Below are 26,572 nucleotides of genomic sequence, written 5' to 3' on the forward strand. Positions count from 1 at the left end.
TCAGCTTTCCGAACAGTCTGCGTCGTCGCTGCCGTGTGTCGCCTGACTGTCGGCCAGAGCGCTGGACATCATCGCCGCGAGCGTCTCTTCAGCGCGTGCCCGTCCGATTGGATCGCTCGACAGCAGATCCTGCCGCACCCATTGCGGCGCGCGTTCGAGTACACGCAATATCACTTCGTTGATTGCCCCCGTCATGGCGCTGCCTATGCGCGATCATGGTCTTTCCGCCAACTGGTTTTGCACGAACGCGCGTGTACCACGCCGCCGCCAGAGCAGCAGTTGCTGATCGCGGTGTTCGCCTTTGAGCTTCGTCGCCGCTTCGATCAGCAGGCCTAGGATCACTGTGCGGTCGTCATCGGTGAGTTCGATGAGCTCCGCCTTGGCGATCAGCCCGCCCAGCTCGATCAGCTGGCGTGTCCGTTCGCGTCGCTTCACTCGCCATTCGCGCATGTCATGCCGTGCCCGGTGTGCCAGCAGACGGTTGCGCGCCTGGATCGACCGCTTGTGCGCCGCCAAGGTCCTTGCCAGCTGATCGGCGAGTGCTGTTGCTTCCCTGAAAGAATGCAGCGCCGCGTTTGCGCCAGGCCTCCTTTCGTGACGGGTCATCGTTTCCGATGGCGGCGAGAAGAACGCCTGCCAGCACTTCGGTCCCGAGAGCATCAGCGCCCGTGGCGATGACAAGCTCGCCAAGCTGTGTCTGCTTGCGGGATCGGAGCTGCTTTGCCTTGTCATTGAGCGCTTGCAGCTCTGCGTCGTAATCTCTGGGTTTGCGCATGGGGTACGATCCTTCTTTGTCGGTGAAGGACCAACCAGCTATCCCTCTCCCATCCCGCAGACAACAGGCTGGGTCGCTGTGAGACCCCGTCATCTCGAGCGCGATCAAATCGGTGGAGGGCGCGCTTATACGTCGTGCCGACGTGCGCTAAATGCCGTAAATGGTATGTCGCCATGGCGATCTACCACTTCTCGGCCAAAGCCATCTCCCGCGCAGCAGGGTCGTCTGCGCTCGCGGCTGCCGCCTATCGCGCAGGCGAGAAGCTGCACGATGACCGGCTCGGGCGCACCCATGACTTCACCAACAAAGCCGGTGTCGTCCATAGCGAAATCATGCTGCCCGAAGGGGCCAATGAAGCCTGGACCGACCGCGAAAAGCTCTGGAACGATGTCGAGGCCGCAGAGCTGCGCAAGGATTCCCAGCTGGCCCGCGAGATCGAGTTCGCTCTGCCCCGCGAGATGACACAAGCGCAGGCGATCGAGCTGGCTCGCGATTTTGTCAAAGCCGAGTTTGTCGAGCGGGGCATGATCGCCGATCTCAATGTGCATTGGGATATCGGCGCAGATGGCGAGGCAAAGCCGCACGCGCATGTCATGCTGACAATGCGCGAGATCGTCGCTGGCGAAGATGGCAATGCCACGTTTGGCGCAAAGGTGCGTGACTGGAACCGCACCGAGCTGCTCACGCATTGGCGCGAGGCGTGGGCTGATCATGCCAACCAGCGCATGGCCGAGCTCGATATCGATGCACGGATCGATCATCGCTCACTGGCAGCACAAGGCATCGACCTCGAACCACAGTCCAAGATTGGCGCTACGGCTTCGCGCATGGCGGGCGAGGGGCTTTCGCCTGAGCGGCTGGCGGAGCATGCCGATATCGCGCGCTCGAACGGCGAGAAGATCATCGCCGATCCCAACATTGCTCTCACTGCGATCACGCATCAGCAGGCGACGTTCACCACGCGCGACCTTGCGATGTTCGCCCACCGGCACAGTGCCGACAAGGACCAGTTCGATGCCGTAATGTCGGCGGTGAAGAATGCGCCCCAGCTCGTTGCGCTTGGCAAGGACGGCAAGGGCAACGGCCGGTTCACTTCGCGCGAGATGATCGAGACCGAACAGCGGCTGGAGCGCGCGACCATCCGGCTCGAAGCACGGCGCAGCCATGCTGTTCCTGAACGTTATCGCGAGCTGGCGCTGGCCACTGCAAAAGCGCGCGGAATGGACCTGTCCGCCGAACAGCGCGGGGCGCTGGAGCATGTCACATCAGCAAAGGGCGTCAGCAACGTCATCGGATATGCCGGAACGGGGAAAAGCGCGATGCTGGGGGTAGCGCGCGAGGCATGGGAGCGTGCTGGCTATACGGTGCAGGGAGCAGCGCTCTCCGGCATTGCGGCCGAGGGGTTGGAGCATGGCTCGCGCATCCCGTCGCGCACGCTAGCCAGTCTGGAATATCAGTGGGGCCAAGGCAGGGAGCTGCTCACCAGCAAACACATCCTTGTCATCGACGAGGCCGGGATGCTGGGCACACGGCAGATGGAGCGCGTTGTGTCGCACGCACAGCAGCAGGGCGCGAAGGTCGTGATGGTCGGCGATCCGCAGCAGTTGCAGGCAATCGAGGCGGGTGCTGCGTTCAGGGCGGCGGCCGAGCGGCATGGCGCGGTCGAGATCGCGTCGATCCGCAGGCAACATGTGGACTGGCAGCGGGAGGCGACGCGCGAACTCGCCGCGGGCAGAACGGGTGAGGCGCTTGGTCGCTATGAGGAAGCGGGACATGTCCATGTCGCCGAGACGCGCGCAGCTGCGCGCGCCGCTCTGGTCTATGCCTGGGATCGCGACCGGAAGGCCAAGCCGGATGCCAGCCGGATCATCCTCACGCACACTAACGACGAGGTGAAGGCGCTCAACGAGGCGGTGCGCGAGAAGGTTCGTGCGAGTGGGGATCTGGGCGATGACGTTGCGCTCAAGGTCGAGCGCGGCGCGCGGCAGTTTGCCGATGGTGACCGGGTCATGTTCCTCAAGAACGAACGATCGCTTGGCGTGAAGAACGGATCACTGGGCACCATCGAGAGCGTCAGCGCTCTGCGTATGGCGGTGAAGCTCGACGATGGCAAAGCCGTGGCGTTCGATCTGAAGGACTATGCGCATCTGGATCATGGCTATGCTGCCACCATCCACAAGGCGCAGGGCATGACGGTCGATCAGGTCAAGCTGCTGGCAACGCCTGGCATGGACAGCCATGGGGCATATGTTGCGCTGTCGCGGCACCGCACCCAGGTCGATCTGCACTATGGCAAGGATGACTTTGCCGATCGCAAGGCGCTGGTGCGCACGCTCAGCCGCGAGCGGGGCAAGGATATGGCGAGCGATTATGCCCGGCAGCCGGAGAAGACCGCTGAGGTCCTTCAGCAGCGCGACAGGGAGGTTGCACCGGATCAGGTTCAGCAACAGCCGCGCCCCAACATGTTCGCAGGACTCAAGGTCAGCCGCAGCGGTCATCTGGCCGATCTGCTCAAGGGCGTGTCTGCCGCGCCTCAACGCGACCCGGTCGCGCAGGTGCGGACGAAAGTCGCTTTGCCGCAAATGGCGACCGACAAGCAGGTGTTCGACAAGGCCGTTCAGCGGTTCGCGCGTGTGGCGCAGGACATTGTTGCCATGCGCGACAAAAGGCTTAAGCCGCTGGCCTCGCACCGCACTGCGCTTAACAAGGCCGGGGCTGAACTTAATGCGCTGAGGCCGGACAGCTTTGGCGATCTACGCAAGGCGGTGAACCGGGATCTCAGCCTGATCCCTGAAGTGGTGAAGGGCCGTACGGACCGTGCCATCCAGGCGATGGAGCAGCAATCGCGGCTGCGGATCGAGGCCCAGCGCGTTGCCGCCGCCAATGAGCGGCGCGCCGACGCGTTTGTCGATCAATGGCAGCGGCAGTCTGAGCAGTATCGGGCACTGCGCAAGCATGGCAGTTCTGCGGCTTCAGACAAGGTGCGGGCCTCGCTGGTCGGCATGGCAAAAGGCTTGGAGCGCGATCCACAGCTTGAGTCGGTGCTGGCTGTCCGGCGTCAGCAGCTGGGGCTGGACGCTGTGAGCACGAAAACACTGTCTCAGGATCTCCAGAAATCGCTCGGGCTCTCGCGCGGGTCGGGGATGGGCTTGTAGGCATTTGGGATGGATGATGCCGATTCCGACCCCACTCCCGACGAAATCCCGCTTGAGCAGGCGCTGGAGGCTGTTGCCCGGCGGCTGGCGGGCGTCACGGCTGCGGTCGATGGGTTTGCTGAGCGGCAGCAGGATTTGATTGGGCTCGATTACAGCGAGGACCTCGCCTTGATCCATCAGAGCTGCGAAGACCTGCGTGAGACGATCGATGCGTTGGCGCATAAACCCGCGCTGCTGCTGACACCCGAGATGATAGGTCGGCAGATTGCGGTTGCGGGGCGGCAGGTGCGCAAGGATGCCGATCTGGCTCTGGCTGCCGTTCACAACAATCTTCAGAATGCGATCAGCGCGCTAGCCAAAATGACGGGTGCGGTGCGAACGGTGCGGCAGCAGAACCAATGGCTTGCCGGGGCTGCTGGTTTAGCTCTTGTCTTAGGTACGATGGGCGGGGCGATCATCTTGCCTGCGATTGACTGGACGGTGCCAGAAGGCTGGCTGTGGCCTGAAAAGCGGGCAATGTCGGCACTGCGCCGTGGCGGGTGGGAGGCAGGGGAGCGGCTGCTTTTGGTCACCGATCCTGAGCGCTGGAATGCCGTCCAGGCTGCGGCAAGATTGTCCGAGGCAAACAGCGGTGCCATCCGGAAATGCGCCAAGCGCGCCGCAGACCGGAAACTCAGAAGCGTCGGCTGCACTGTCGAGGTTCAAGCGGGAGATCAATGAAGCAGTCTGTCTGGTCGGCTAGCGGACCAGCTCCATTCCTGCTGCACCGGTCCTTCAAGATCGGCACAGGGTATCGGAAGATCGAGTGGACGAAACCAAAGTGATGGTGCTATGGGCACCGGCCGCGATCCGGCGACCGCTTCTGATTACGCTTCAAAGATAACCATGAGATGGGCCGCTCGCTTTGGAGAATGGTTCACTGCACAATCGCGCGGCGGTAGCCCGCTGCTCTGGCTTGCACCTCCGTGCAGAAAAACTCCTCGGCCCTCGTCTTGTCGTAATACGGCATTCCGGGCAGGTGATAAATCCATTGCCCCTTGCGGTTGCGGTTGCCCTTGATGGTGCAGCCTGCAAAGGACTGGTTGGACAGCTGCGGTCTTGAGGCGATGGCCCTGGGTGCCGGATCTGATTGCTTAGGCGCATTCGCCAGTCTGTGGGCCGATGGCATGGTGAAGGTTGAGTTCCAGATGCCAGCTTTGCGGAGTTTGGCACGCTCTTCGGCTTCGACGTAATCCTGGCTGTACTCGCGGTAGGCTACAGCCCATCCCAGTTCGACGATCGCTTCGTTCAGCTCCAGAAACTCAGTTGAGCATCTGCCGAGGCTCCTGCCGTATTGATCCGTGCCGGTGATCTGACAATCGACCCGCTGTCCCGCGACCAGCTCATTCAATCGCTGCTTTGCGTCAGCGCCGCACTGCCAGGCGTTTCCACCGGTTTGGCACGTTTGATCGAGTTCCGGTGCATCGATCCCGAACAGGCGTACACGCTGACTGCCGACGACCAGGGAATCCCCATCGGCTGCGGTGGCGGTGCCTGTCAGCACCTGGGCAATTGCGTGTGAAGATGCTGCAAGCACCACCACCGCTACAGACGCCGATAACCACCGTGCGAATTCAGGCATGTCGCTCTCCTTTCCCAGCGCGATGAGGATATCGCCCTAAAGGTTGCGATTGTCTTGAGGAGGCAATGCGGGGGCAAGCGCGGCAATCAGGAGCAGTCCTGGTCATCCGCCAGAGACTGCCCAGGCTCGAAAGAATGGCAGCGATGCCGAGTAGGAACGATCCGTCGATAGTGGCCATGGCAGTCTCCTTTTCAGACTTATATGTTCCACTAATGTTCTCATGTAGGACAGCGGAATCTGCGTTCATCCACTTGGTCAGGCGATCTTAAGCAGACAGTCAGCAATGCGCCCCAATCCCGGTCATTAGGGGGCTGCGCCGCACCTCCCAAAACCGGCCATTGGAAACGCAGCAGTTATGTCGGCTTCTGGCACCGCATGCCTGGGCGCTCTATGACCGCAGATGGGTGGATTGCTGTCGCCCGATAGGTTCTTTCGACCGGCGTGTAACCTCCTCAACCTGATCGCGCTAAACGAATGATGGGGTATCTGCTCAGTAACGAACGCTTGCCGTCAGGGTTTGAAAATGATTAAGTCTGCTTAATGATAGCCCGAATTTTTTTGGGAGGGCCAGATGAACTTTAGGTATCGTATCGTACTCTCATTTATGATCGTCGGCGTATCGTTACTGTCCGATCATTCAACCTCAGTATTAAAAATTTTTAGATCGCCACTGATGCTATTATCGATTAATCAAATGGTCGAAGAAAAGTCTGCCACACCCGCAAACGATCCATCCCAGTGGGTAACATTGGATGATTACCCAACAGATACAACCGTTGAAGGCGAAACGCGATACCAGCTAACGATCAGTAATATTGGGCGAGTGATCGATTGCCGAATTACTGTATCATCAGGCTCTGACAGACTTGATTATGCAACTTGCATAAATCTCACTCGAAGAGCTCGGTTCGTCCCTGTAACCGATAGTCAAGACAGCCCTTTAATGAGATCATTTGATGGATTGATGCGCTGGTACTTGCCGGAATGATCAATGATCTAATCTCGAATTTTCCCCTTGTTTGTTGCGGCAGCAATGGGGTCGTTTGTCGCGCGGCAGCTTTTTTCAGCAATGCCCGGATAGCTGCCCGTCAAGTTTCGGGATGCGGTGCGGATGTGCCCTACGATCGAAATGGGCGGAACGCGGAAGCTGAGACCTCTCCTTGTACTGCCACAACGCTTTAGTAGTCGAATCGCATCCCACGGCATGAAACGGAGCGCAGATGGTAATCTGCAAACACTGAAGTGGTCTTGTCCTGGCTCTGCTCAGTTATGGTCCAGCGCCATCCATAATCAGAGCGGACGAAACGATTGACGTAAACAGCACCCGAGAATTGGTAGCGTTGAAAGAAGCCGTTTTGTTCCAGCTCACCGAGACCCAACGAAGGTTCATAGAGGCCACCTGTCGTATCAAGAAAAACTGACCCAATAGCGCGGGGCTGGTCGCCAGCACCATAGGTTATCGATGCTTCATACGGGTCTGATCCGTTCGTTCGAAGTTGGAGATTGAAATAGCGCGCACCTAAATGCCACTGACCCCGCGCAATCGCGGATGTATCTTCACCGAGCGTTTTGCCGGTCACTCGCCAGCAACCTTTCAACCCGCCACTCTGGACAATCCGGGCGGCAAGGTGTATGCTGGCGTTGCCAGTATTAGCAGCACCGGAATCATGTTAAGCGCTCCCCTGCTTGGCTTGAGCAGCAGGCTAGCAGCGTGGCCCGATGACCGCAAAGGGGCGTTTGCCGAACGGCAGCTTTCTTCAGCAATGCCCGGATATTCGACCCGAAACCAGACACACAGCATATCGGCTGTAATTGCCCCGATATCCGCAATTTGAAAGATATTGAACAGAGGCAAAATATGGGAGAGATGTCGTCACTCATATTGCGCTTAAATTGCTACTGTGGACTAAATCTTCACGCACACCAAACCGGCGACGCAAATTCCTTTGTTGTTTCCTTTGCCCGCGTTTCCGTCCAGAACGCCATCCTTCATGTCATTCTGCTTGGCTGTGTTATTTGCGGCTTGGGCCGCAGCAATGTCGGCATCTTTGGTCTGCGGAAGGATGGCATCGTACTTGTCGCAGGTCGACTTCCGGCTTGCGGAAACGTTGTCGCCTGGAGTCTTGCCGATTTCGCGGCTGTCGCGCACAGTATAGGCCGCTTCCTGGTATAGCTCGCGGTCGTCCATGAACATGCTGCCGAACAGCGGGTGATAGGTGTAGTGCAGCTCGACGAACATCACCGCCGTGCCGGACGTTGCCTGGATCTTGTCCCCTGCAGGCCCCATGCCCTGAAAGCTCGTGCCGGTAGCACCGGTGCCTTGGGGGCCGTAGTTCGATTCTTCGAATTCCATTCCCTTGCAGCGCTGCCACATGATCGTCTGTCCGCCATTTGCGTTGACCTCGAGGCTGGATAGGATCGTGCGGCCATCCTGGTAGAGGCCGGCGGCGCCCGCCTGCAGAGCGGCTGCCTGGAAGACGTCGTTGATCTGCTGTTCGGAGATCACCTTGGCGCCCAGATTGGCGTTGAGAGTGCCGATACGCGAGGCGTTGTCGGCCATGTTGAGCGCAATCTGGCTCATCTTCATCTGGGTGATCGCGAGGTTCGAGATCTCGATGCCATAGAAGCCGAGCCCCGTGAACAAGGGCAGGGTGAATGCAAATTCGATCAGCGCCATGCCGGAACGATTGCTCAAAAGCCGCCGCGTGAAGGCACGGTTTTTGTTGAGCTGCCTCATGTGCGTCTTGCGACATGATTGTGGTGACATGTTGGTACCCCGGTTGTCCTCTGAGTTTCTCAGATCTCTGCCGCCTCCAGCTTCCTTAGCGGGAGGATTACCAAGAATTTATCAAAAAAATACTAATGCTTATTCGGCGGCCGAGTGATTTGTAGGGCCTAACTTCGAAATGCCTCGGAGTGGATGTCCTCGCCATCATTTCGCCCAGTGCGCCGCCTGCCCCGTCATCACCATAGTGCTGCCGACATAGTTATGCACTGGCAATTTGCATTCATCTGCCCTAGCGCTTCTTGCTCGCACGGTTTTTGCCCGACCATACATGGCTTATGGGCAAGCCGATTAGCGATGCTGCAAAAGATTCGAAGTCTTCTATGGCTGTCATGGCGACGCTCTTAACTGCATTTCCACATGTTCGGTATGGGGTCGATTTGAGAATGTCGGCTCCCAGGATAGTCGCCATTCGCGGCCCGAATTAGGCCCTTCCGCTGTCGAGCTTAATCAAGTCATTGACGAAACGTCATTTTGAAGGGCACTTTTCGATTGCACTGCGATTGCAATGAGGAGGTCTTTCGTATGTTTCGCATGTCCGGTTGGCTTGCCCTTCTGCTGTTGCAGCCGGCCGATGCCTTGGAATTCGATGCCCGATTGCGTCGAAGCCCAGGCCAGCGCAGTCAGCGTTTATGGATTTGAGGTTCAAGACCTCCCGTCTGACGACGCAAAGCTAAAGCTACTCCGCGTTACGGCGCGCCAAGGCGCATTTATGCATGTTTATTTTGATGAGAAATCAGAAGCGGATGCGCGCCGATATGCTGGTTGCCTTGGCACCCCGTTGAACTTGCTTGCAACCGAACTGCTAGACGAACGCAACGGTGCTCAGTGGGCTTCGGTCGTGTTTACTGCTGACCTGAAATACATTCCTCCGCGCGGTGAGATGATCAAGACACGATGGGTCATATTTACCGATCCCAACGCCCTAGAGGGGCAACGCCCGCGACCCATGGTGATCGAGACACTACCCCACGAGCAGGTTCACGATTTCCAGTCTCGCAACGGCGCCATAACGCCTTTGTGGTTCAGCGAGGGCCACGCCACCTGGGCTGGGCTCCGGATCACCGGGATGCTCGATCCCGAAGCGGCAAGGCTGGACAGAGAAGAAAGGCTTTCGGAATTGCGGGCGGCAGAGGGGCCGGTGAATCTGGGTGGGTGGGGCCAGCGTAGGGTCAAGCGCGAGGCAATATTGCGTCAGGTGTCACCCGAAGATCGCGCCCGAATGGAATCTGATCCCCAGTTTGTCCCCAAGGGCGGCTCCTACACTTTTACCATGGACGACTTCGAGAGCGACGAGTCGATGGCTGGTGTACGCTATGCGGCGGCGTTGCTGATGTTTGAAGGACTGGAAAAGCGTCATGGTGCCGAGCAAGTCCGGAGATGGGTCTTGGATGTCACTTCAGCGACAGGTGACGTGACAGAAGACCAGCTGGCAACCTCGGTCAAAATGCACTTCGGCGAAGATCTCTCGGGCCTACTGGAGGACTGACAGCTGATCCACTCGAATGGAAGCCAGTTCAAGAGCCCACCCAAATGCGGGCATGGGATGCTCTGCGGCGGCTACCTGAAAGCCGACATGCGGCTTCGGCCCTTTCGTGGCCAGGATCTGCCATTCAACAACCGGCCCATTTGCCAAACTTCCGGATTTGGGACTTTGCCGACCTGCCTGAGCGAAGTGTCGAGCGGCAGATTATTGCCATAGCCGACGCCAAGTTACCATCTAACGGGTCACCCACAACGATAGCAACTAGGCCGCGTCTTGGCCGGCAGCTTTCAGGCTGGCCTGCGTCGTTTTGACGTGATGGCGTGGACGACTCCTGCACGAGCGTAGCTGTGCAATGATGGGCCGTTGTAGGTCCATGTGTGGACGACCCCTGTGGCGCAAGAGCTTTTGTTTAGCGATGAGCACCGGTCGGGTGCATCCATGTGTTCGGCCTGTTCGTGCAGCACCGCATGGCTGCTGGCCCTGATGAAGTCCGCAGGTTGGCTCCCTAATCACGTCATCGCGCTCGAAGCGCTGTGACCCCCTGGGTTTTGCCGACCCCCGGTCTGACCGGTTTGTCATCACTACTCAGCGACTCCTGCGCCATCCTGCTCCCGTGCGTAACACGGCAGCGCGGATGACGGTCACGCGGTTTCAGCCGCGTAGACTTCTTTGCGCGACATGACCGCCCAAGCGATGCGCGCTGTTTTGTTGGCGAGCGCGACTGTCGCGATCTTCGCAGGCTTGCGCTCCAGGAGCTGCGCCATCCAAGGCTGCCGATCAGCGTTTTTGCGCGTCATACGCATCACCGCTGTCGCGCCGACCACAAGCAGCCGTCGTAAGTAGCCGTCGTCCTGCTTGGTGATTCCGCCCAGCCGTTCCTTGCCGCCAGAGCTATTCGCTCGGGGCGTGAGCCCTAGCCATGCTGCGAACTGGCGTCCGGATCGGAACAGAGACGCATCTGGCACTGCGGCCGATATAGCTGACGCGGTGATCGGGCCGATGCCCGGGATCGTGGCGAGCCGCCTGCTCGTCTCGTCGGCGCGATGCCACGCGAGGATTTGCGCTTCCAGTCTATCGATCTCGCTGGTGAGCGCTCTCAGCTGAGCAGCGAGCCCGTGCAACGCAGAACGAGCATGGGCAGGCAGCTCTTCTTGTCGCTCATGCAGCGCCTTCAGCATCGCGGTTACGCCACCCGCACCAATACCCGTCACGATACCGTACTCAGCGAGGTGGCCCCGCAAGGCATTGATGAGCATGGTCCGCTGCCGCACCATCAGGTCGCGGCTCTTGTGGAGCATCAATACCGCCTGCTGTTCGACGGTCTTCACCGCAACAAACCGCATCGTCGGTCGCGTCACCGCCTCGCAGATCGCCTCGGCATCTGCTGCATCAGTCTTCCCACGCTTTACATAGGGCTTTACATAGGCGGGCGGCATCAGCCGGACCTCGTGGCCCAGTGCGATCAGCTCGCGAGCCCAATGATGGGCCGATGCACATGCTTCCATACCAACAAGGCAGCTTGGCAGATCGGTGAAGAAGCCGATTACCTCTGCGCGCCGAAGCTTGCGCCGGATGAGGACGGCGCCATCGCTCCCGATCGCGTGAACTTGAAAAACACTCTTCGCCAGATCCAAACCGACGGTAACAATCTCCTGCTTCATTTGCCGACTCCTAGACGTGGACCTACAACGGCCCATCATTGCACAGCTACGCTCGTGCAGGAGTCGTCCACGCCATCACGTCAGTTTCGGGTCGTTCGGCGAGTTGCCCTTTCTGGAGGGTTGATCTCCATAGATGTCGTTGGCAGCTCTAGATTCTATGAAAGCTTGTTGGCGATTTTGAACACTACCGACCAATGTCCCACAGCATTGAACAAGCCAATGCCGCGATGACAAAAACCACCAACAGAACGGCTATCTGCATCGGTGTTGTCCGAAACGCCTTTCGATGCTCATCCTCAAAGGCCGCGATCTTGTAGCGCACGGTCTCGTCGCCCTTTAGGCTACCGATATCCAACAACGGTCCATCGCTCAGGAATGCAAGTATTTCGGCGTTCTCGTCACGGCTGGTGTTTGGATACTGCTCCAGCAAGTGTTTGACCCTTGATTTATTTTTGTTGTCAAAATGTGCCTCGGTTCGTGATCCCGCAGCTTGCCTGTCATTGTTCATTGGTAATGACTTCCTGTGTATCAATTCAAAATTGGGGTGAGAGTGGCGCCTTGGTTGGTGTCGCCAGCTGGTATTGAAAACCTATGGTGTCCCGAGCAGAGCCAACATGCGCCGCGCGGTCTCTTCTTCGGCCAACACGATTTGCGTCAAACCCAGTTTTTTGAGGTGGTCATATTCATCGCGCGAATGCGCACGCGCGATCACCTTGATGTCCGAGTTCAGTGATCTCGACCGCTGGAAAATCGCTCCTGCTTCATAGCCTTCGGGGATGGCGATGATCAGCTGTGCTGCCTGATCGATGTCAGCCTTTTCCAGAACGCCGGCGTCCACCGCGTTTCCGCGAACGGTTTCCACCCCTTTGCGCACCGCTCCGGCTACCTTCTCCGGACTGTCCTCTATGACGATCAGGTCCGTGCCGCTCTCCAATAGGTCTGCCGCAACGTATTGGCCGACCCGGCCATAGCCGATCAGGACAATATGGCCTCGGTTGGTGTCTGCGGCTGGAGACGGGTCGCTTGCCTCGATTTTAGCGTAGGCCTTGCTGACCCACGTGAAGAGGAACGGGTTGATAAAGATCGAGATGATCGCCCCGGCCAAGATCAGATCGCGTGCTTCGTCTGGCAATACGCCAAGGCTTGTGCCCAGCGATGCCAGAATGAACGAGAACTCGCCGATCTGGGCGAGGCTCAGAGCAATCGTCAGACTTGTTTTGGTCGATTTCCGGAAGAGCCTGGCGATAGCGAACGCCGCCAATGATTTGCCTACGATGATGATTGCGACCGTGGCAAACAATGGCAGCGGCTGTTCGACGAGCACGTTCGGGTTAAACAGCATGCCAACAGATACGAAGAACAACACCGCAAACGCATCGCGCAGCGGCAAGGTCTCCTCGGCAGCCCGCCTGCTCAGTGCCGTTTCACCCAGGATCATGCCTGCGAAAAAGGCGCCCAGGGCAAATGACACCTCGAACACAAATGCCGCGCCAAAGGCAACGCCAAGGGCGATGGCCAGCACAGCCAGACGGAACAGCTCGCGCGATCCGGTATGCACCACCCAGTGAAGCACGCGCGGGATGATCCGGCGGCCAATCAGCAACATAAAGACGACAAAGCCCGTAACCTTGAACAAGGTTGCTGCCATGGGCTGGGCGACCATCATGAAATCGGCGCCGTCAGGGTTGGTTGCAATTCTCGCCAGCGGAGGCAGCATGACCAGTGCCAGCACCATCACGATATCTTCGACGATCAGCCAGCCGATGGCGATCTGGCCGCGCTCTGTCTCTACCAGATTGCGCACCTGAAGGGCACGCAACAGCACCACCGTACTAGCGACCGAAAGGGCGAGGCCGAAGATGAAGCCGGCAATCGGCGTCCAGCCCATGAACCACGACAGCAACATGCCCAGCAGCGTAGCCACCGCGATCTGCACGATCGCGCCGGGCACAGCGATGTTCTTGACGGCCATCAGGTCGCGGAGCGAGAAGTGCAGCCCCACACCGAACATTAGCAAGATCACGCCGATTTCAGCGAGCTCATTGGCAATGCTGGCATCGGCAACGAAGCCTGGGGTGAACGGTCCAACCAATACGCCGGCGAGCAGATAGCCGGCTATGGGTGAAACCTTGAGGCGCTGGGCCAGCGCGCCCATCAGGAACGCGACGACAAGACCAGCGACGATCGTGCCGATCAAAGGGGTAGCATGATGCATATATTGTGCTCTCAGGATCGAGAGAAATCGAATGAGCCGTTAATTCGTGATGGCGGTACTAGTCCGGCTTGCACGCGACACAGCTCACATTTGAGAACGCATTGAAGAGGTCGTGCTGCTGGCTTCCACACCCGATGAGCTCATCGCACCCAGCGGCAGTTTAATCGTCAGGCATATTGCACTGCCGCTTCACGCAGAGTGCCTCAACAGCAGCAAAACGACGCTTCGCTTAAGCCTCTCCAGGCGGAGCACGAGGGCCACCTCCGGGCAATCGGCGTTCGCTTGCGGCATCGTCTTTGGCTGAGTGGACTAGTGGTGGCAGCATCGCCGCGAAAGCTGGAGCATTCGTCCAGGACAACGATGGCAACCCAGGGTCTGCGGTATCCATCGTACCGCCAAGGTCCATCGTGTCTGATCGCGTGCCTACTGCCGCAAGATTTGCAGTTTCCTCGGAATCGTTCCGCGCGAGTGCGACCTGGGTGGTCGCTGGATTAAATGCAGAGCCCACGGTCTGGGATGACGGCAAACTGCCAGGCAGCAGTGCGCTTGCCAGCGCCACGAACAGCGCAATGAAGGCCGCAAACACGACCCTGTGTTCGTGCAAAGGATGCGCGATTTCGTCAGTAGGCAGTGCAAGGCAATTGGAAGATTCCATTTGTTGCAGACTATCCGAAAGGATGGCCGAGGTAAACCGCCATGCCTCGAACGCCCGGCACTGGACCGCGTAGGTGATTATCCGATTTTCCCGTTCGGATCGGTATCACTGGCGCGTGAGGATTTCGAAGGCGGCGCCATAAAGGATGGGTTTTCGCGGACGTTCACAGTGAGGCGGGGCGGATGAACCGGGAATGGCCGGTTCTGGCAGTAGCGGCCATTTGCGCGTGTGAGGGTGAACGACTTAAGTTGTGAAGGGTTTCGGGCGCTTGCGTACGAAAGCCTCCAGTGCAGGAACCCGCGGGCCCCGCGCGCAGGTCTATGGGTAAAGCGGCTTTGGGATGGTTTTTGCGGGTAAGCGCAGCCGATCCGGCGGTGTCGCTGTTGGCCTGATCAACGTGATTTTGTGCGGTGTCAGACTGCTAGCGGCGTTGGTTTTGCTGGCCAGTGTGCCCTGCGCCCGGCTTAAATCCGGGATGGGCACGCGCTGGGTCATCGGTCGGGACACCATGGGTCCGACCGTCGTGCAGGGCGAGCCATGCCGGATCATGGCGCGTGTCTCCGGGCCGAGGATACTGGGGGTGGCGGTGCACGCGGTTGGTAGCAACGGGCAAAGGTCTCGATGATGGTCATGTGCCCGCCGCAGCATGGGCATGGCGGGCGATGGTCGGGCGGTTCTTCCGGTTCGGGCTCCTCGACCGGCGCAGCGCCCCCCAGGAGACTGCGGGCGAGCGCCATGGCGTCCTTGTGCGTCGAACTGGCGAGCAGGCCGTAATGCCGGATGCGATGGAAGCCGCGCGGCAGGACGTGGATCAGGAAGCGGCGGATGAACTCGTCCGTCGCCAGCGTCATGACCTGCTGGCGTTCAGCCCCGCTGCGACGGTAATCCTTGTAACGGAACGTCACGCTGGCATCGTCGAAGGCAAGGAGCCGCTGGTTCGAGATGGCGACGCGGTGGGTGTAGCGCGAGAGATAGGCCAGCACCGCCTGCGGCCCGGCAAAAGGCGGTTTGGCGTAGACCACCCAGCGCTTCTTCCGGATCGGCGACAGATGCCGGAGGAAGACCTTGCGTGTCGCGAGGCCCGCCAAGGTGTTGAAGAAGGCCAGCTTGCCGGCATCGTACAATGCCAGCAGCCGGGTGAGGAACAGCCGGCGGAACAATGCGCCCAGCACACGCACTGGTAGAAGGAACGCCGGGCGCGACGAGACCCACCGCTTGCCGTCTGGCGTGATACCCCCGCCGGGCACGATCATGTGCACATGCGGGTGATGGGTCAGTGCCGATCCCCACGTATGCAATACGGCGGTGATGCCGACGCGCGCGCCGAGGTGCCTGGGATCGGCGGCGATGGTCAGCATCGTGTCCGCAGCCGCGCGGAACAGCAGGTCATAGACCACCGCCTTGTTCTGCCACGCGATATCCGCGACCTCGGCCGGCAGCGTGAACACGACGTGGAAGTATCCCACGGGCAGCAGATCGGCCTCGCGCGCGGCCAGCCAGGTGCGCGCCGCCGCACCCTGGCACTTGGGGCAATGCCGGTTGCGGCAGGAGTTGTAGGCGATCCGCCAGTGCCCGCAGTCGTCGCAGGCCTCGACGTGACCGCCAAGGGCTGCGGTGCGGCAGGTCTCGATCGCCGTCATGACCTTGAGCTGGCCGAGGCTCAGATGGCCGGCATGGGCTGCGCGATACGCGGGCCCGGCACTCCGCAAGATGTCGGCGACCTCGATCGAGGTGCGCACCGGTTCAACCGGGCGGCGATGCCGTTCGCTTGGGGCCTTCCATCAGGCTGAAGATGCGGTCGAGCGGGCTCGCCACCGCCTGCATCGTCCTGGTCGATACCTTGGTGTAGATGGCGGTGGTACCGATCTTGGTGTGCCCAAGCAGGACCTGGATCACGCGGATGTCGACATCCTGCTCGAGCAGGTGAGTGGCAAAGCTGTGGCGCAGGGTATGCGGGCTCACGCGTTTGCGGATCCCGGCGAACTCAGCCGCCTCATGCACGGCGCGGTGCAACTGGCGTGCCGAGATCGGGTCGGTGCAACTGCGCCCCGGGAATAACCAGCCGTGCGGTAACATGACCCCGCGCCGCTTGCCTTCACGCCACCATTGCCGAAGCAGATCCAGCAGATGCGGCGAGAGCATGGCGTTACGATCCTTGCGCCCCTTGCCCTGCTCGACCCGGATCAGCATGCGCGTGCTGTCGATATCGTCAACCTTCAGGTGGGCAATCTCGGACACGCGCAGACCCGCGCCATAGGCCACGCCGAACGCTGCCTTGTACTTGATGCCCGGTGCAGCCTCGATCAGCCGCGCAGCCTCCTCGACGCTCAGAACCTCGCGCAGCTTGGGTGTGCAGCGAACGACAACAAGTCCCAGTGCCATCTCCGGCCGCTTGAGGGTTATACCGAACAGGAAACGCAATGCCGATACAGCCCCGTTGATGGTTGCTGGACTGATGGCACGCTCATGCTGAGCGATCTGATAGCGCCGGAGGTCTTCGATCGTGGCCGTATCGGGTGGTCGGCCGAGAAACGCGGCAAATGACCGGACGTGCCGGATATAGTCCTTCTGCGTGTGCTCCCCAAAGCTACGCATCGTCATGTCCTGCAACATACGCTCGCGCAAGGCATTGTTCGGGGCAGCGGTAGTGATGGTATCCATGGTGCGTTCCTTTCCGTTGAAGGAACTCCACCCTCACAAGCGACTTCGCCGCTCTCAAAGCCTCAACAATACTACGCTACGTCACCCCAAGCGACTCTCCCGCGAAGCGGGTTCGTGCACTGGGTCGATAGCAGAAAGCTTGCTCAGTTAATCGGGAAGAGGATTGGGCGATACGGCTATCTAGGATCCGAGACGTCAATCAACCATGGCGGGATAAGGCACGATCGGAGCAATCGATGCCGTATCCGCTCAAAAATTGTGGGAGAATGTGAGGGAGTAGATTTTCAGACGTCTGAAAAAGCAAGCTGTAACAATGCGATAGGTAAATAGTTCGATACAAGCCCTGCCACCACCCCTTTTGGCCGGTGCCAATTTCAAGCCGGTCCCGATGCGCCCTTGGCAATCAAGACCGGATTGGGCACAACGCGGCCATGATAGAAATCATCCGCATTCCCGCCCTTTCCGACAATTACATCTGGCTGGCGCACGATCCCGAGAGCGGCGAGACTGTCGTCATCGATCCCGCCGAGGCCGAGCCCGTGCTGGCGGCGGCTGCAGATCGTGGCTGGGCGATCACCCAGATCTGGAACACGCACTGGCACCCCGATCATGTCGGCGGCAATGCCGCGATCAAGGCGGCGACCGGCTGCACCATCACCGGCCCTGCAGCGGAGAGCGATCGCATTGCGACGCTGGACGTGCTGGTCTCGGGTGGTGACGAGGTTCGCATGGGTAAGGTGCAAGCGGATGTCATCGATGTCCCTGCGCACACCAGCGGGCATATCGCTTATCATCTGCCCGAAGAGCACTGCATCTTCGTCGGCGACACGCTGTTTGCCATGGGTTGCGGGCGATTGTTCGAAGGCACGCCCGAACAGATGTTCGACAACATGACCCGGCTTGCGGCGCTGCCCGGCGATACCATGGTGTACTGCGCGCACGAATACACCCAGTCCAACGGGCGTTATGCGCTTGCGGCAGAGCCCGGCAATGCGGACATCGTCGCGCGCATGGCCAAGGTCGATGCGATGCGCTTGCGCGGCGAGGCCACCGTGCCAACCACCATCGCGCTGGAGCGCGCCACAAACCCGTTCATGCGTGCCGCCAGTGCTGCCGAACTCGCCGAACGGCGCGCCGCCAAGGACAGTTTCAGGGGCTGATCCGCTCGCCCCTTTCTTTGCAAAAGGTACCGAAATGACCCAAGCGTTCATCTGCGATGCCGTTCGCACCCCCATCGGGCGCTACGGCGGCGGGCTTGCGACCGTGCGGCCCGACGATCTGGCCGCCGTGGTGCTGCGCGCGCTGCTCAGCCGCAATGCCAGGCTCGATCCCGAAGGCATCGACGATGTGCTGATGGGATGCGCCAACCAGGCAGGCGAGGACAATCGCAACGTCGCGAGGATGGCGGCTTTGCTGGCAGGCCTCCCCGACAACGTTGGCGGGGGTACCATCAACCGTCTGTGCGGTTCGGGGCTGGATGCGGTTGGCTCTGCTGCACGCGCGATCCGCGCAGGCGATGCCGACATGATGATCGCAGGCGGCGTCGAAAGCATGACCCGCGCGCCCTTCGTGATGCCCAAGGCGGGCAGCGCCTTTGCGCGCGACAATGCGGTGTATGACACGACCATCGGCTGGCGGTTCGTCAACCCGCTGATGAAGGCGGTGCACGGGATCGATTCGATGCCCGAGACCGCAGAGAATGTGGCTGACGATTTCGCCATCAACCGCGCCGATCAGGATGCGTTCGCGCTGCGCAGCCAGCAGCGTGCTGCCGCGGCCCAGGCTTCGGGTCGGCTTGCGGCCGAGATCGTTGCGGTGACCATCCCCCAGCGCAAGGGCGATCCGCTGATCATCGACACCGACGAGCATCCGCGCATGACGTCGATCGAGGCGCTGGCGGCCCTGAAGCCGATCGTCCGGTCCGGAGGCACGGTGACTGCGGGCAATGCCAGCGGGGTCAATGATGGCGCTGCGGCGCTGATCGTTGCGTCCGAAGCTGCGGCATCGCGCCATGGCCTTACTCCGCGTGCGCGCATCATCGGCACCGCCGTCGCCGGCGTGCCGCCACGGATCATGGGAATCGGCCCCGCGCCTGCGGTACAGAAGCTGCTCGCGCGCACCGGGGTCAGGCTGGCCGATGTCGATGTGATCGAGCTCAACGAGGCCTTTGCTGCGCAGGGGCTGGCCGTGCTGCGCCAGCTTGGCCTGCCCGAAGATGCGGACCATGTGAATCCCAATGGCGGGGCGATCGCGCTCGGCCATCCGCTGGGCATGTCGGGCGCGCGGCTGGCGCTGACCGCGACCGAAGAGCTCGCCCGCACCGGCGGTCGCTATGCCATTGCCACCATGTGCATCGGCGTGGGGCAGGGCATCGCGATGCTGATCGAGCGGGTGTAGTCCGGCAATCCGGTCCGTCGCTAGCCGTCTTCGTCACGCCCGCACGCGCAGGCATGACGGGGACAGCCGTCGCGGCGGTATCAGTCCGCCGCAGCGATCTTGGGCACCGGCTGGAAGTTGCGCACGAACGCTTCGAGCAGGCGTACGCCATAGCCGGTCGATCCGGCGGCCTTGACGTCGCTCGCGCCCCCCCAGGCCATGCCCGCGATGTCGATATGCGCCCAGGGGGTTTCGGGCTTGACAAACGCGCCGATGAAATGCGCGCCCGCCCCCGCGCCAGCGCCGCTGGCCCCAGAGTTCTTGATGTCGGCGATGGTCGATTTGGTGTCGTCGGCATAGCTGGCGTGAAGCGGCATCCGCCACAGATCATCGCCGCTCGCCTCGCCCGCCTGCAGCAGCTGCGTCGCCAGCGGATCATGGCGGCTGAACATTCCGGCATAATCATCGCCAAGCGCGGTGACGATCGATCCGGTCAGCGTCGCCATGTCGACGATCGCAGCCGGGTTCAGCTTGGCATCGGCATAGGCCACTGCATCTGCCAGCACGAGCCGTCCCTCGGCATCGGTCGAGATGATCTCTATCGTCTTGCCGTTCATCGCCTGCAGCACATCGGCGGGGCGCACCGCATTGCCATCGGGCATGTTCTCGGACAGCGCGGCGATAGCGACGACATCGACCGGCGCGCGCGATTTCGACAGCGCCAGCACCGCGCCGACCACGCTGGCCGCGCCCGACATGTCGAACTTCATGTCGCCCATGCCGCCGCTGTTCTTGATCGAGATGCCACCGCTGTCGAAGGTGATGCCCTTGCCGGCGAGCACCACTGGCCCGGCAGATGACGCGCCGCGTCCGGTGTAGCGCACGATCAGCATGCGCGGCGGTCGCGCCGAGCCCCGGCCCGAGCCGAGGATCGAGCCCATCCCCAGCCGCTCCATCGCGGGCACATCGAGCGCCTCGATGCTGACGCCCGGCACCCCGGCAAAGGCTGCGAGGGTGCGTTCGACGAAGCTTTCGGGATAGATGACGTTGGCAGGCTCGTTGGAGAGGTCGCGGGCAAAGGCCATGGCCTCCACCAGCGCCTTGCCGCGGCCCTCATACAGCGCCCGCGCCGCGCCCGCCGTGTCGCCCACGATGACGGTACCCGCCATCGGTGCAGCATCGCGCGCCTTGGCCTGATACAGGTCAGAGCGGTATTCGCCGATGCCCATGCCGGTGGCGAGCTCGGCCACGGCCTCGGCAGGCAGTCCACCTGCCATCACGGTGAGCGGCCCCTTGTCCTTCATCAGCGCGCGTCCCGCCATCACGCCGAGCTTCTGGATCGCCGCAGGGCTCATGTTGGTTCCGGTGCTGACGACATGGATCCGGTCCCATCCGCCGATCCCGCGCAGCGACAGCGAGCCTTGGCCCTTGTAGTCGAACTCGGCGGCCTTGAGCGCGCGGGCGATGGCATCGCGTTCGGCATCGCTCAGCGCGCTGGCACGCGTGGCCAGATCGGCCTCGCCGGTCAGCGGCAGAACCAGCGTTCCTGCCATCTGCGCGGGGGCGGCGGCAAAGGTCACCGCGCGGTGCTGGGACTTGGCCGCCTTGAGCGTAAGAGATGGCGCGACCGCGTCGCTGCGGCCCTGCGCCAGGGCAGGAGAGGCGAGCGCGGTTCCCGCGAGCGCAAACGACAGGGACGCGGCGATGGCTTTGCGAACAGTGGACATGTCTGGGGCACCCTTTGATTTTGGTCTGCTATGCCTGCCATTTCAGCAGCTTGGCTGCGGGGCGGCAAGCCTTTATCCGGGCCGGAGCGACATCGGCCATTGCGCATGGCGGGTTGCCACCCCATTGTCGAAGCATGTTCAGCCCCATCGTCATCGCCGCCATCGCCTGGGCCGTCATTCTGGGCGGAGCGGGCGGCCTGCTGACCGAGATCGGTAGCTGGTACAAGAACCTGAAAAAGCCGAGCTGGCAGCCACCCGACTGGTTGTTCGGCCCGGCCTGGACGATCATCCTGGGGCTCGCCGCCTGGGCGCTGGTGCTGGCATGGAACGGCGCTGCGACCGACGCGGATCGCGGCATCATCATCGCGCTGTATGCTGCCAATTTCGTGTTCCACTTCCTCTGGTCGCCGCTGTTTTTCAAGCTGCACAGGCCAGACTGGGCGCAGATCGAGGTGGTGTTCCTCTGGTCGTCGGTGTTTGCGATGTGCATCTGGCTGCGGCCCTATTCGGTTCTCGCAAGCTGGCTGATTGTTCCGTACCTTGTCTGGGTCAGCTTCGCTTCGGTCCTCAACGCGAAGATCGTCCAGTTGAACCGGCCGTTCGGGACAGCCAGCACGTCCTGATTTGCAGCGGAGCGCCCAAAGCACTTTGCCTTTGGGCAAAATGTGTTAACTCTGCTTGACACTTTTCAAGGGGGTAACGTGACCGATCAGAAGACGCAGATCGTGGTTGTCGGCGGCGGGGCAGGCGGGCTTGAGCTGGTGCGCAGGCTGGGCAGCAAGTACGGACGCGACAAGCACGACATCATTCTGGTCGACCGCAATCAGACCCATATCTGGAAGCCGCTGCTGCACGAAGTCGCCGCCGGCTCGCTCGATGCCAATCTCGACGAAGTCGGCTATGGTGGGCACGCCGTACGCTGGGGCTATCGGTTCTTCAACGGCACGCTGGAGAGCATCGATCGCGACACCAAGCACATCACCACCGCGCCGCTGATCGACGATCAGGGCCGCGAGGTGATCGGCCGCCACAAGATCCGCTACGATTATCTGGTGCTGGCCTTTGGCGGCGTCTCCAATGATTTCGGTACGCCGGGCGTGCGCGAACACGCGCAGTTCCTCGAGCATCGCGCGCAGGCCGACAGCTTCCGTCAGCGGCTGCTGAATGCGTGTCTGCGCGCCAACCACGAACACAACACCGGCAATGCCGACGCGCGCGTGCGTATCTGCATTATCGGCGGCGGAGCGACAGGGGTGGAGCTTTCCGCCGAGCTCTATAACGCCGCCAAGGCGCTCAGGAATTACGGGCTCGAGGTGTTCGACGAGAGCAAGCTCGAGGTGACACTGGTCGAGGCGGGGCCGCGCATCCTGCCGCAGATCGATGCCGAGCTGGCCGGGGTGGCCAAGCACGAACTCGAGCAGTTGGGCGTCAGCGTCCGCGAGAACACGCAGGTCGTCAGCGTTGCCGAGCATTCAGTGGAGACCAAGCAGGGCGAGATCATCCCCGCCGATCTGATCGTCTGGGCCGCCGGGGTGAAGGGCGCCGATGGCGTCAACGAGATGAGCGATCTCGAGCTCAACCGCCTTGGCCAGTTCGTGGTCAAGCCGACGCTGCAGACGACGTTGGACGACCATATCTTCGCACTGGGCGACTGCGCCTCGTGCACATTGCCGGGCGAGGAACGCCCCATCCCGCCGCGCGCGCAATCCGCGCACCAGATGGCGAGCCACATCTTCGACAATCTCTGCCGGGTGCAGACGGGCAAGCCGCTAAAGGACTTCGTCTACAAGGACCATGGCTCGCTGGTGTCATTGAGTCGATTCTCGACCGTCGGCAGCCTGATGGGCAACCTTGTCGGCGGGCGCATGGCGGTGGAGGGCCGGCTGGCGCGCTGGGCCTACCAATCGCTCTATCGCATGCACCTGATCGCGATCCATGGCTGGTGGCGCGGCGTCTCGCTGATCGTCATCGGCCATGTGAACCAGATCGTTCGGCCCAAGCTGAAGCTGCATTGAAGGTCGGGCTGGGGCGGACATAGCTGCCCGTTCCGGCTCGGCTCAAGCCGAGCGCCGCTCGAAATTGGTATAAGGCAGCTGCAAAGCCCGCCTTTCGGCACACGCTTAGGTGCCGTTCCTTGCGCCCACCTTCATGTTACACATAAGGATCCGGAGCGCCAAGGAGAGCACGAGCCGCATCGTGGAAGTGCTCTATGGACGGCTCCTTTAACTGGAAGCTGTGCAACGGTTCCTCGCCCTCGATTGGCACGAGTTCGAAATTTCCGCTCTCCAGAAGTCCTGCGATCCATTCGAGGAACTGCCCGAGCGATTGCGCGAGCACGACCTTCACCTCTTCATCACGCCCGAAGATGATGACCTGGCCAACCCTGCCTGCCGGCCAGGGATCGAAATCCAGGCCGATACTGTTACCTCCGCCGTCGCCGGTCAACGGCAGCCACCGAAGATTGATATAGGCCGGGTCCACTGCGCCTTCGGGCCAGGATCCGCCGGGAATAGCGTAAGCGTCGCCGTCGATTCCCTCGAGCGCATCCTGCCACGACTGGTGCTCTGCCATAACCTGGTGCAGCGGCAATAAGGGGAGGCCATAGATGTGGCCCGAAATTGCGTCATTTTCTCCGTCGTGCCAGCGGTAGAGATCGCGGTACGACTGAGGCAGCTTCAGACCCATCAATTGCTCGATCTCGTCGATCTGAGCTTCGGTCGCTGGTGGATTGAACCCATGTTGGGGCAGCGGCAGGTTGGCCGCGAACCAGGCATCAAGCCGCGCAAGCACCGGCGCGATGTCCTCTTCAAGCATCGGCTTCGGGTTGCCAGCGGGGCGTTCGGGAATATCAGTCATTTCCGTCATGATCCTTCTGTTGTGCCGACGCGTGCCGAAGGCTTCACGCAGCAGCCCGCCAAGCGCGAGCATACCAACAGCCAGGCCGCCGATCAGCAGGTTGCGTCTTGTTCGATCCATGTCCTTTCACGCTGCTCAAATGCGGGCAATTGCCCCCGTTAAAACAATTCCCCCTGCATCCCGTTGGCAGGCGCGCGGAACCCCTCGACCGACAGCTTCCATGCATGACGGTTCAGTCCCGCGCGCTTGAGCGCGATGCGAAAGCGGGTGCGGATCAGCTCGGCCCACGGGCCTTGCCCGCGCATCCGTGTCCCGAAATCGGGGTCATTGTCGCGCCCGCCGCGCATGTCCTGGATGATGCTCATCACCTTGCTCGCGCGGTCGGGGAAATGGGCGTCGAGCCAGGCGCGAAAGAGAGGCGCGACCTCGTGCGGCAGGCGGACCGGGATGAACGAGGCCGACAGCGCGCCCGCCCCGGCCCCGGCGGCGACCACCGCCTCTATCTCGTGGTCGGTGATGGCGGGGATCACCGGCGAGACGTTCATGTGCACCGGGATGTCGCGATCTGCCAGCGCGCGGATCGCCGCCAGCCTTTTGCGCGGGCTTGCGGCGCGCGGCTCCAGCGTGCGCGCAATCGACCCGTCGAGCGTCGTCACCGACAGCGCGATCGCCACCAGATCGTGCCGCGCCATCTCTGCCAGCAGATCGATGTCGGCCAGCACCCGGTCCGACTTTGTGGTGATCGCCACTGGATTGCGCGCCTCGAGGCACACCTCGAGGATCGAGCGGGTGATGCGGTACTCGGCCTCGATCGGCTGATAGGGATCGGTGTTGGTGCCCAGCGCGATGACCTTGGGGACATAGCCCGGCTTGCGCAGCGTCGCGCGCAGCAGCTTTGCCGCATCGGGCTTGGCGAACAGGCGGCTCTCGAAATCGAGCCCCGGCGACAGGTCGAGCCAGGCGTGCGTGGGCCGCGCATAGCAATATATGCAGCCATGCTCGCAGCCGCGATAGGCATTCACCGACTGGTCGAACGGCAGATCGGGCGAGGTGTTGCGTGACAGAATCGAGCGCGGATGCTCGATGGTGACCGTGGTCCGCAGCGGGGGAGGGGTGTCGTCGATCGACACCAGCGCATCGAGCCAGTCGCCGTCGACCTGCCGCTCAGGCAATCGGAAGCGCCTGGATTCCAGATTGAGCGGGGCACCGCGGCCTTTGGGTGACGGTAGGTTCGTCATGGTCCCATCATGAAACAAAGCGGGAACAATTGCAATCTCCAACGATCGGGCAACTGTTCATCGCGTCTGAAGGCAGTCGCCGGGGCCTTTGTCTTGCCATAGCCCGGTGGGGATGCTCTGAAGGCTCGATGTTGACTGTTCCCCTCCCCATCGCGCTGCTGGTCATCGGCACTCTGTTGCTGACCACGGTGATGGCAGGCACGCTGACCAGCCGCTTCGGTCTTCCCGCCTTGATCGGATTTCTGGGGCTCGGGATGCTCGCCGGGGTCGACGGACCCGGTGGCATCGCGTTCAACGATTATGTGCTGACGCAAGGGGTTGGCGTGGCCTGCCTCATCTTCATTCTCTTTTCGGGAGGAATGGACACCAGCTGGCAGGCGGTGAAGCGGATGGTGCGGCCTGCATTAGTGCTGGCGACCTTCGGGGTGCTGATCAGCGCGCTGATCACTGCAAGCGCTGCGGTGCTGCTGCTCAAGTTCACCTGGTTCCAGGGGTTCCTGCTGGGATCGGTGGTCGCATCGACCGATGCCGCGGCGGTGTTCGCCATTCTGCGCTCGACCGGGCTTGATCTGGAAGGCGATGTGCCTGCGTTGATCGAGCTCGAATCGGGAACCAACGATCCGATGGCGATCTTTATGGTCGGCGCGGCCCTGCTGTTCATAACCCAGCCGGGCGCGTCGCCGCTGGGGCTGTTGCCCGATTTTGCCGGGCAGATGGCGATGGGCGTGGTGATCGGGCTTGGCATCGGCTGGCTGCTGCCTGAGCTTTTGAAGCGCAAGCATTATCGCAGCAGCGGCTTGGCGTTCGTGATCTCGATCGCCGCCGCGCTGATCGCCTATGGGCTGGCCGAAGTGATCGGCGGCAACGGGTTCCTTGCGGCCTATATCGCCGGGCTGGTCGCGGGCAACCGCAGCTATGCCGCGCGGCGGATCATCTCGACCTTCCAGGATGGCCTCGCGTGGCTGGGGCAGGTGGTGATGTTCCTGACGCTAGGACTGCTGGTGGCGCCCACCAATCTGGTCGACGTGATCGTGCCCGGGCTTGGCATCACCTTCGTATTGATGCTGGTCGCGCGTCCGGTCAGCGTGTTCATCTGCCTTGCCCCGTTCCGTTCGCTCGACTGGCGCGCCAAGCTCTTCGTGTCCTGGGCGGGGCTGCGCGGCGCGGTGCCGATCGTGCTCGCGACCTTCCCGATGGTGGCGGGCGTGCCGGGCGCGTTCACGATCTTCAACATCGTGTTCTTCGTGGTGCTGTTGTCGAGCGTGATCCAGGGGCCGAGCATGAAATGGGTAGCTAAGCGCCTGGGGATCGGCGCGAATGACAAGCCGCGATCGGCGCTGCTCGCCATCAAGGCGCCCTGA

23 protein-coding genes are annotated in these 26,572 nt (G+C 61.4%); 9 read left to right on the forward strand and 14 right to left on the reverse strand.

Annotated features, from left to right (window positions below; all coding sequences use genetic code 11):
- The 3 genes from B5J99_RS14065 to B5J99_RS14075 are packed head-to-tail and all read right to left on the reverse strand — an operon-like array spanning nucleotide 1 to nucleotide 775.
- Nucleotides 1-195 (reverse strand): hypothetical protein, encoded by a 195-nt coding sequence (locus B5J99_RS14065; RefSeq protein ID WP_117352725.1) that lies wholly within the window; start codon nucleotides 193-195, stop codon nucleotides 1-3.
- Nucleotides 196-213: 18 nt separating this feature from the next.
- Nucleotides 214-450 (reverse strand): conjugal transfer protein TraD, encoded by a 237-nt coding sequence (locus B5J99_RS14070; RefSeq protein ID WP_162892612.1) that lies wholly within the window; start codon nucleotides 448-450, stop codon nucleotides 214-216.
- A 1-nt stretch (nucleotide 451) separates the two neighbouring features.
- The gene (locus tag B5J99_RS14075) at nucleotides 452-775 is read right to left on the reverse strand and encodes a conjugal transfer protein TraD (protein WP_117352726.1); all 324 of its coding nucleotides are present in this window, start codon (nucleotides 773-775) and stop codon (nucleotides 452-454) included.
- 173 nt (nucleotides 776-948) lie between these two features.
- Between B5J99_RS14075 and traA the strand changes: the two genes are divergently transcribed.
- Together traA and B5J99_RS14085 are read left to right on the forward strand one after the other, a co-directional pair.
- Nucleotides 949-3,930 carry a Ti-type conjugative transfer relaxase TraA gene (gene traA / locus B5J99_RS14080; protein ID WP_117352727.1) on the forward strand — a complete coding sequence of 994 codons (2,982 nt, stop codon included), beginning with the start codon at nucleotides 949-951 and terminating at the stop codon, nucleotides 3,928-3,930.
- A 9-nt stretch (nucleotides 3,931-3,939) separates the two neighbouring features.
- Nucleotides 3,940-4,650, forward strand: coding sequence for a DUF6118 family protein (locus B5J99_RS14085; RefSeq protein WP_117352728.1), 711 nt, complete (start codon nucleotides 3,940-3,942; stop codon nucleotides 4,648-4,650).
- Between the two features lie 196 nt (nucleotides 4,651-4,846).
- Here B5J99_RS14085 and B5J99_RS14090 read toward each other — a convergent pair whose 3' ends face one another.
- Entirely contained in the window at nucleotides 4,847-5,551 is a 705-nt protein-coding gene (locus tag B5J99_RS14090) for a thermonuclease family protein (RefSeq protein WP_117352729.1), read from the reverse strand.
- 694 nt (nucleotides 5,552-6,245) lie between these two features.
- Here B5J99_RS14090 and B5J99_RS20075 point away from each other — a divergent pair.
- Nucleotides 6,246-6,539, forward strand: coding sequence for an energy transducer TonB (locus tag B5J99_RS20075; RefSeq protein WP_425456491.1), 294 nt, complete (start codon nucleotides 6,246-6,248; stop codon nucleotides 6,537-6,539).
- 190 nt (nucleotides 6,540-6,729) lie between these two features.
- Here the strand turns inward: B5J99_RS20075 and B5J99_RS19590 are convergent, their stop codons facing one another.
- Both B5J99_RS19590 and B5J99_RS14100 read right to left on the reverse strand, forming a co-directional pair.
- Nucleotides 6,730-7,131: a hypothetical protein gene (locus B5J99_RS19590; RefSeq protein ID WP_162892613.1), complete on the reverse strand. Its 402-nt coding sequence runs from the start codon at nucleotides 7,129-7,131 to the stop codon at nucleotides 6,730-6,732.
- A 326-nt stretch (nucleotides 7,132-7,457) separates the two neighbouring features.
- On the reverse strand, nucleotides 7,458-8,246 hold the full coding sequence (locus B5J99_RS14100) for a TadE/TadG family type IV pilus assembly protein (RefSeq protein WP_162892614.1): 789 nt from the start codon (nucleotides 8,244-8,246) through the stop codon (nucleotides 7,458-7,460).
- 664 nt (nucleotides 8,247-8,910) lie between these two features.
- On the opposite strand from B5J99_RS14100, the gene B5J99_RS14105 reads away from it, so the two are divergent.
- Nucleotides 8,911-9,825, forward strand: coding sequence for a hypothetical protein (locus B5J99_RS14105; protein ID WP_117352732.1), 915 nt, complete (start codon nucleotides 8,911-8,913; stop codon nucleotides 9,823-9,825).
- A 638-nt stretch (nucleotides 9,826-10,463) separates the two neighbouring features.
- Here B5J99_RS14105 and B5J99_RS14110 read toward each other — a convergent pair.
- From B5J99_RS14110 to B5J99_RS14130, 5 genes are all read right to left on the reverse strand, one after another.
- Nucleotides 10,464-11,483: an IS110 family RNA-guided transposase gene (locus tag B5J99_RS14110; protein ID WP_117352733.1), complete on the reverse strand. Its 1,020-nt coding sequence runs from the start codon at nucleotides 11,481-11,483 to the stop codon at nucleotides 10,464-10,466.
- A gap of 184 nt (nucleotides 11,484-11,667) precedes the next feature.
- The gene (locus B5J99_RS14115; protein WP_156318200.1) at nucleotides 11,668-11,991 is read right to left on the reverse strand and encodes a hypothetical protein; all 324 of its coding nucleotides are present in this window, start codon (nucleotides 11,989-11,991) and stop codon (nucleotides 11,668-11,670) included.
- A gap of 81 nt (nucleotides 11,992-12,072) precedes the next feature.
- Entirely contained in the window at nucleotides 12,073-13,698 is a 1,626-nt protein-coding gene (locus B5J99_RS14120; RefSeq protein WP_069050846.1) for a cation:proton antiporter domain-containing protein, read from the reverse strand.
- A gap of 1,200 nt (nucleotides 13,699-14,898) precedes the next feature.
- The gene (locus B5J99_RS14125; RefSeq protein ID WP_054135461.1) at nucleotides 14,899-16,092 is read right to left on the reverse strand and encodes an IS91 family transposase; all 1,194 of its coding nucleotides are present in this window, start codon (nucleotides 16,090-16,092) and stop codon (nucleotides 14,899-14,901) included.
- Between the two features lie 4 nt (nucleotides 16,093-16,096).
- Nucleotides 16,097-17,014: a tyrosine-type recombinase/integrase gene (locus B5J99_RS14130; RefSeq protein ID WP_054135460.1), complete on the reverse strand. Its 918-nt coding sequence runs from the start codon at nucleotides 17,012-17,014 to the stop codon at nucleotides 16,097-16,099.
- A gap of 431 nt (nucleotides 17,015-17,445) precedes the next feature.
- Here B5J99_RS14130 and gloB point away from each other — a divergent pair, with 431 nt between their 5' ends.
- Together gloB and pcaF are read left to right on the forward strand one after the other, a co-directional pair.
- Nucleotides 17,446-18,174 (forward strand): hydroxyacylglutathione hydrolase, encoded by a 729-nt coding sequence (gloB, locus tag B5J99_RS14135; protein WP_117352734.1) that lies wholly within the window; start codon nucleotides 17,446-17,448, stop codon nucleotides 18,172-18,174.
- Between the two features lie 34 nt (nucleotides 18,175-18,208).
- A complete protein-coding gene (gene pcaF / locus B5J99_RS14140; RefSeq protein ID WP_117352735.1) occupies nucleotides 18,209-19,411 on the forward strand; it encodes a 3-oxoadipyl-CoA thiolase in 1,203 nt (400 codons plus the stop codon).
- Between the two features lie 80 nt (nucleotides 19,412-19,491).
- Here pcaF and B5J99_RS14145 read toward each other — a convergent pair whose 3' ends face one another.
- Nucleotides 19,492-21,117, reverse strand: coding sequence for a leucyl aminopeptidase family protein (locus B5J99_RS14145; protein WP_117352736.1), 1,626 nt, complete (start codon nucleotides 21,115-21,117; stop codon nucleotides 19,492-19,494).
- Nucleotides 21,118-21,251: 134 nt separating this feature from the next.
- Here B5J99_RS14145 and B5J99_RS14150 point away from each other — a divergent pair, with 134 nt between their 5' ends.
- Together B5J99_RS14150 and B5J99_RS14155 are read left to right on the forward strand one after the other, a co-directional pair.
- On the forward strand, nucleotides 21,252-21,740 hold the full coding sequence (locus B5J99_RS14150) for a TspO/MBR family protein (RefSeq protein WP_054132938.1): 489 nt from the start codon (nucleotides 21,252-21,254) through the stop codon (nucleotides 21,738-21,740).
- Between the two features lie 78 nt (nucleotides 21,741-21,818).
- Nucleotides 21,819-23,132: an NAD(P)/FAD-dependent oxidoreductase gene (locus B5J99_RS14155; RefSeq protein WP_117352737.1), complete on the forward strand. Its 1,314-nt coding sequence runs from the start codon at nucleotides 21,819-21,821 to the stop codon at nucleotides 23,130-23,132.
- 136 nt (nucleotides 23,133-23,268) lie between these two features.
- Here B5J99_RS14155 and B5J99_RS14160 read toward each other — a convergent pair whose 3' ends face one another.
- Together B5J99_RS14160 and B5J99_RS14165 are read right to left on the reverse strand one after the other, a co-directional pair.
- Nucleotides 23,269-24,093: an SMI1/KNR4 family protein gene (locus B5J99_RS14160; RefSeq protein ID WP_117352738.1), complete on the reverse strand. Its 825-nt coding sequence runs from the start codon at nucleotides 24,091-24,093 to the stop codon at nucleotides 23,269-23,271.
- A 38-nt stretch (nucleotides 24,094-24,131) separates the two neighbouring features.
- Nucleotides 24,132-25,211 carry a PA0069 family radical SAM protein gene (locus tag B5J99_RS14165; RefSeq protein WP_117352739.1) on the reverse strand — a complete coding sequence of 360 codons (1,080 nt, stop codon included), beginning with the start codon at nucleotides 25,209-25,211 and terminating at the stop codon, nucleotides 24,132-24,134.
- Nucleotides 25,212-25,339: 128 nt separating this feature from the next.
- On the opposite strand from B5J99_RS14165, the gene B5J99_RS14170 reads away from it, so the two are divergent.
- Nucleotides 25,340-26,572 (forward strand): potassium/proton antiporter, encoded by a 1,233-nt coding sequence (locus tag B5J99_RS14170; RefSeq protein WP_117352740.1) that lies wholly within the window; start codon nucleotides 25,340-25,342, stop codon nucleotides 26,570-26,572.

This window comes from Blastomonas fulva (assembly GCF_003431825.1).
Lineage (GTDB): Bacteria > Pseudomonadota > Alphaproteobacteria > Sphingomonadales > Sphingomonadaceae > Blastomonas > Blastomonas fulva.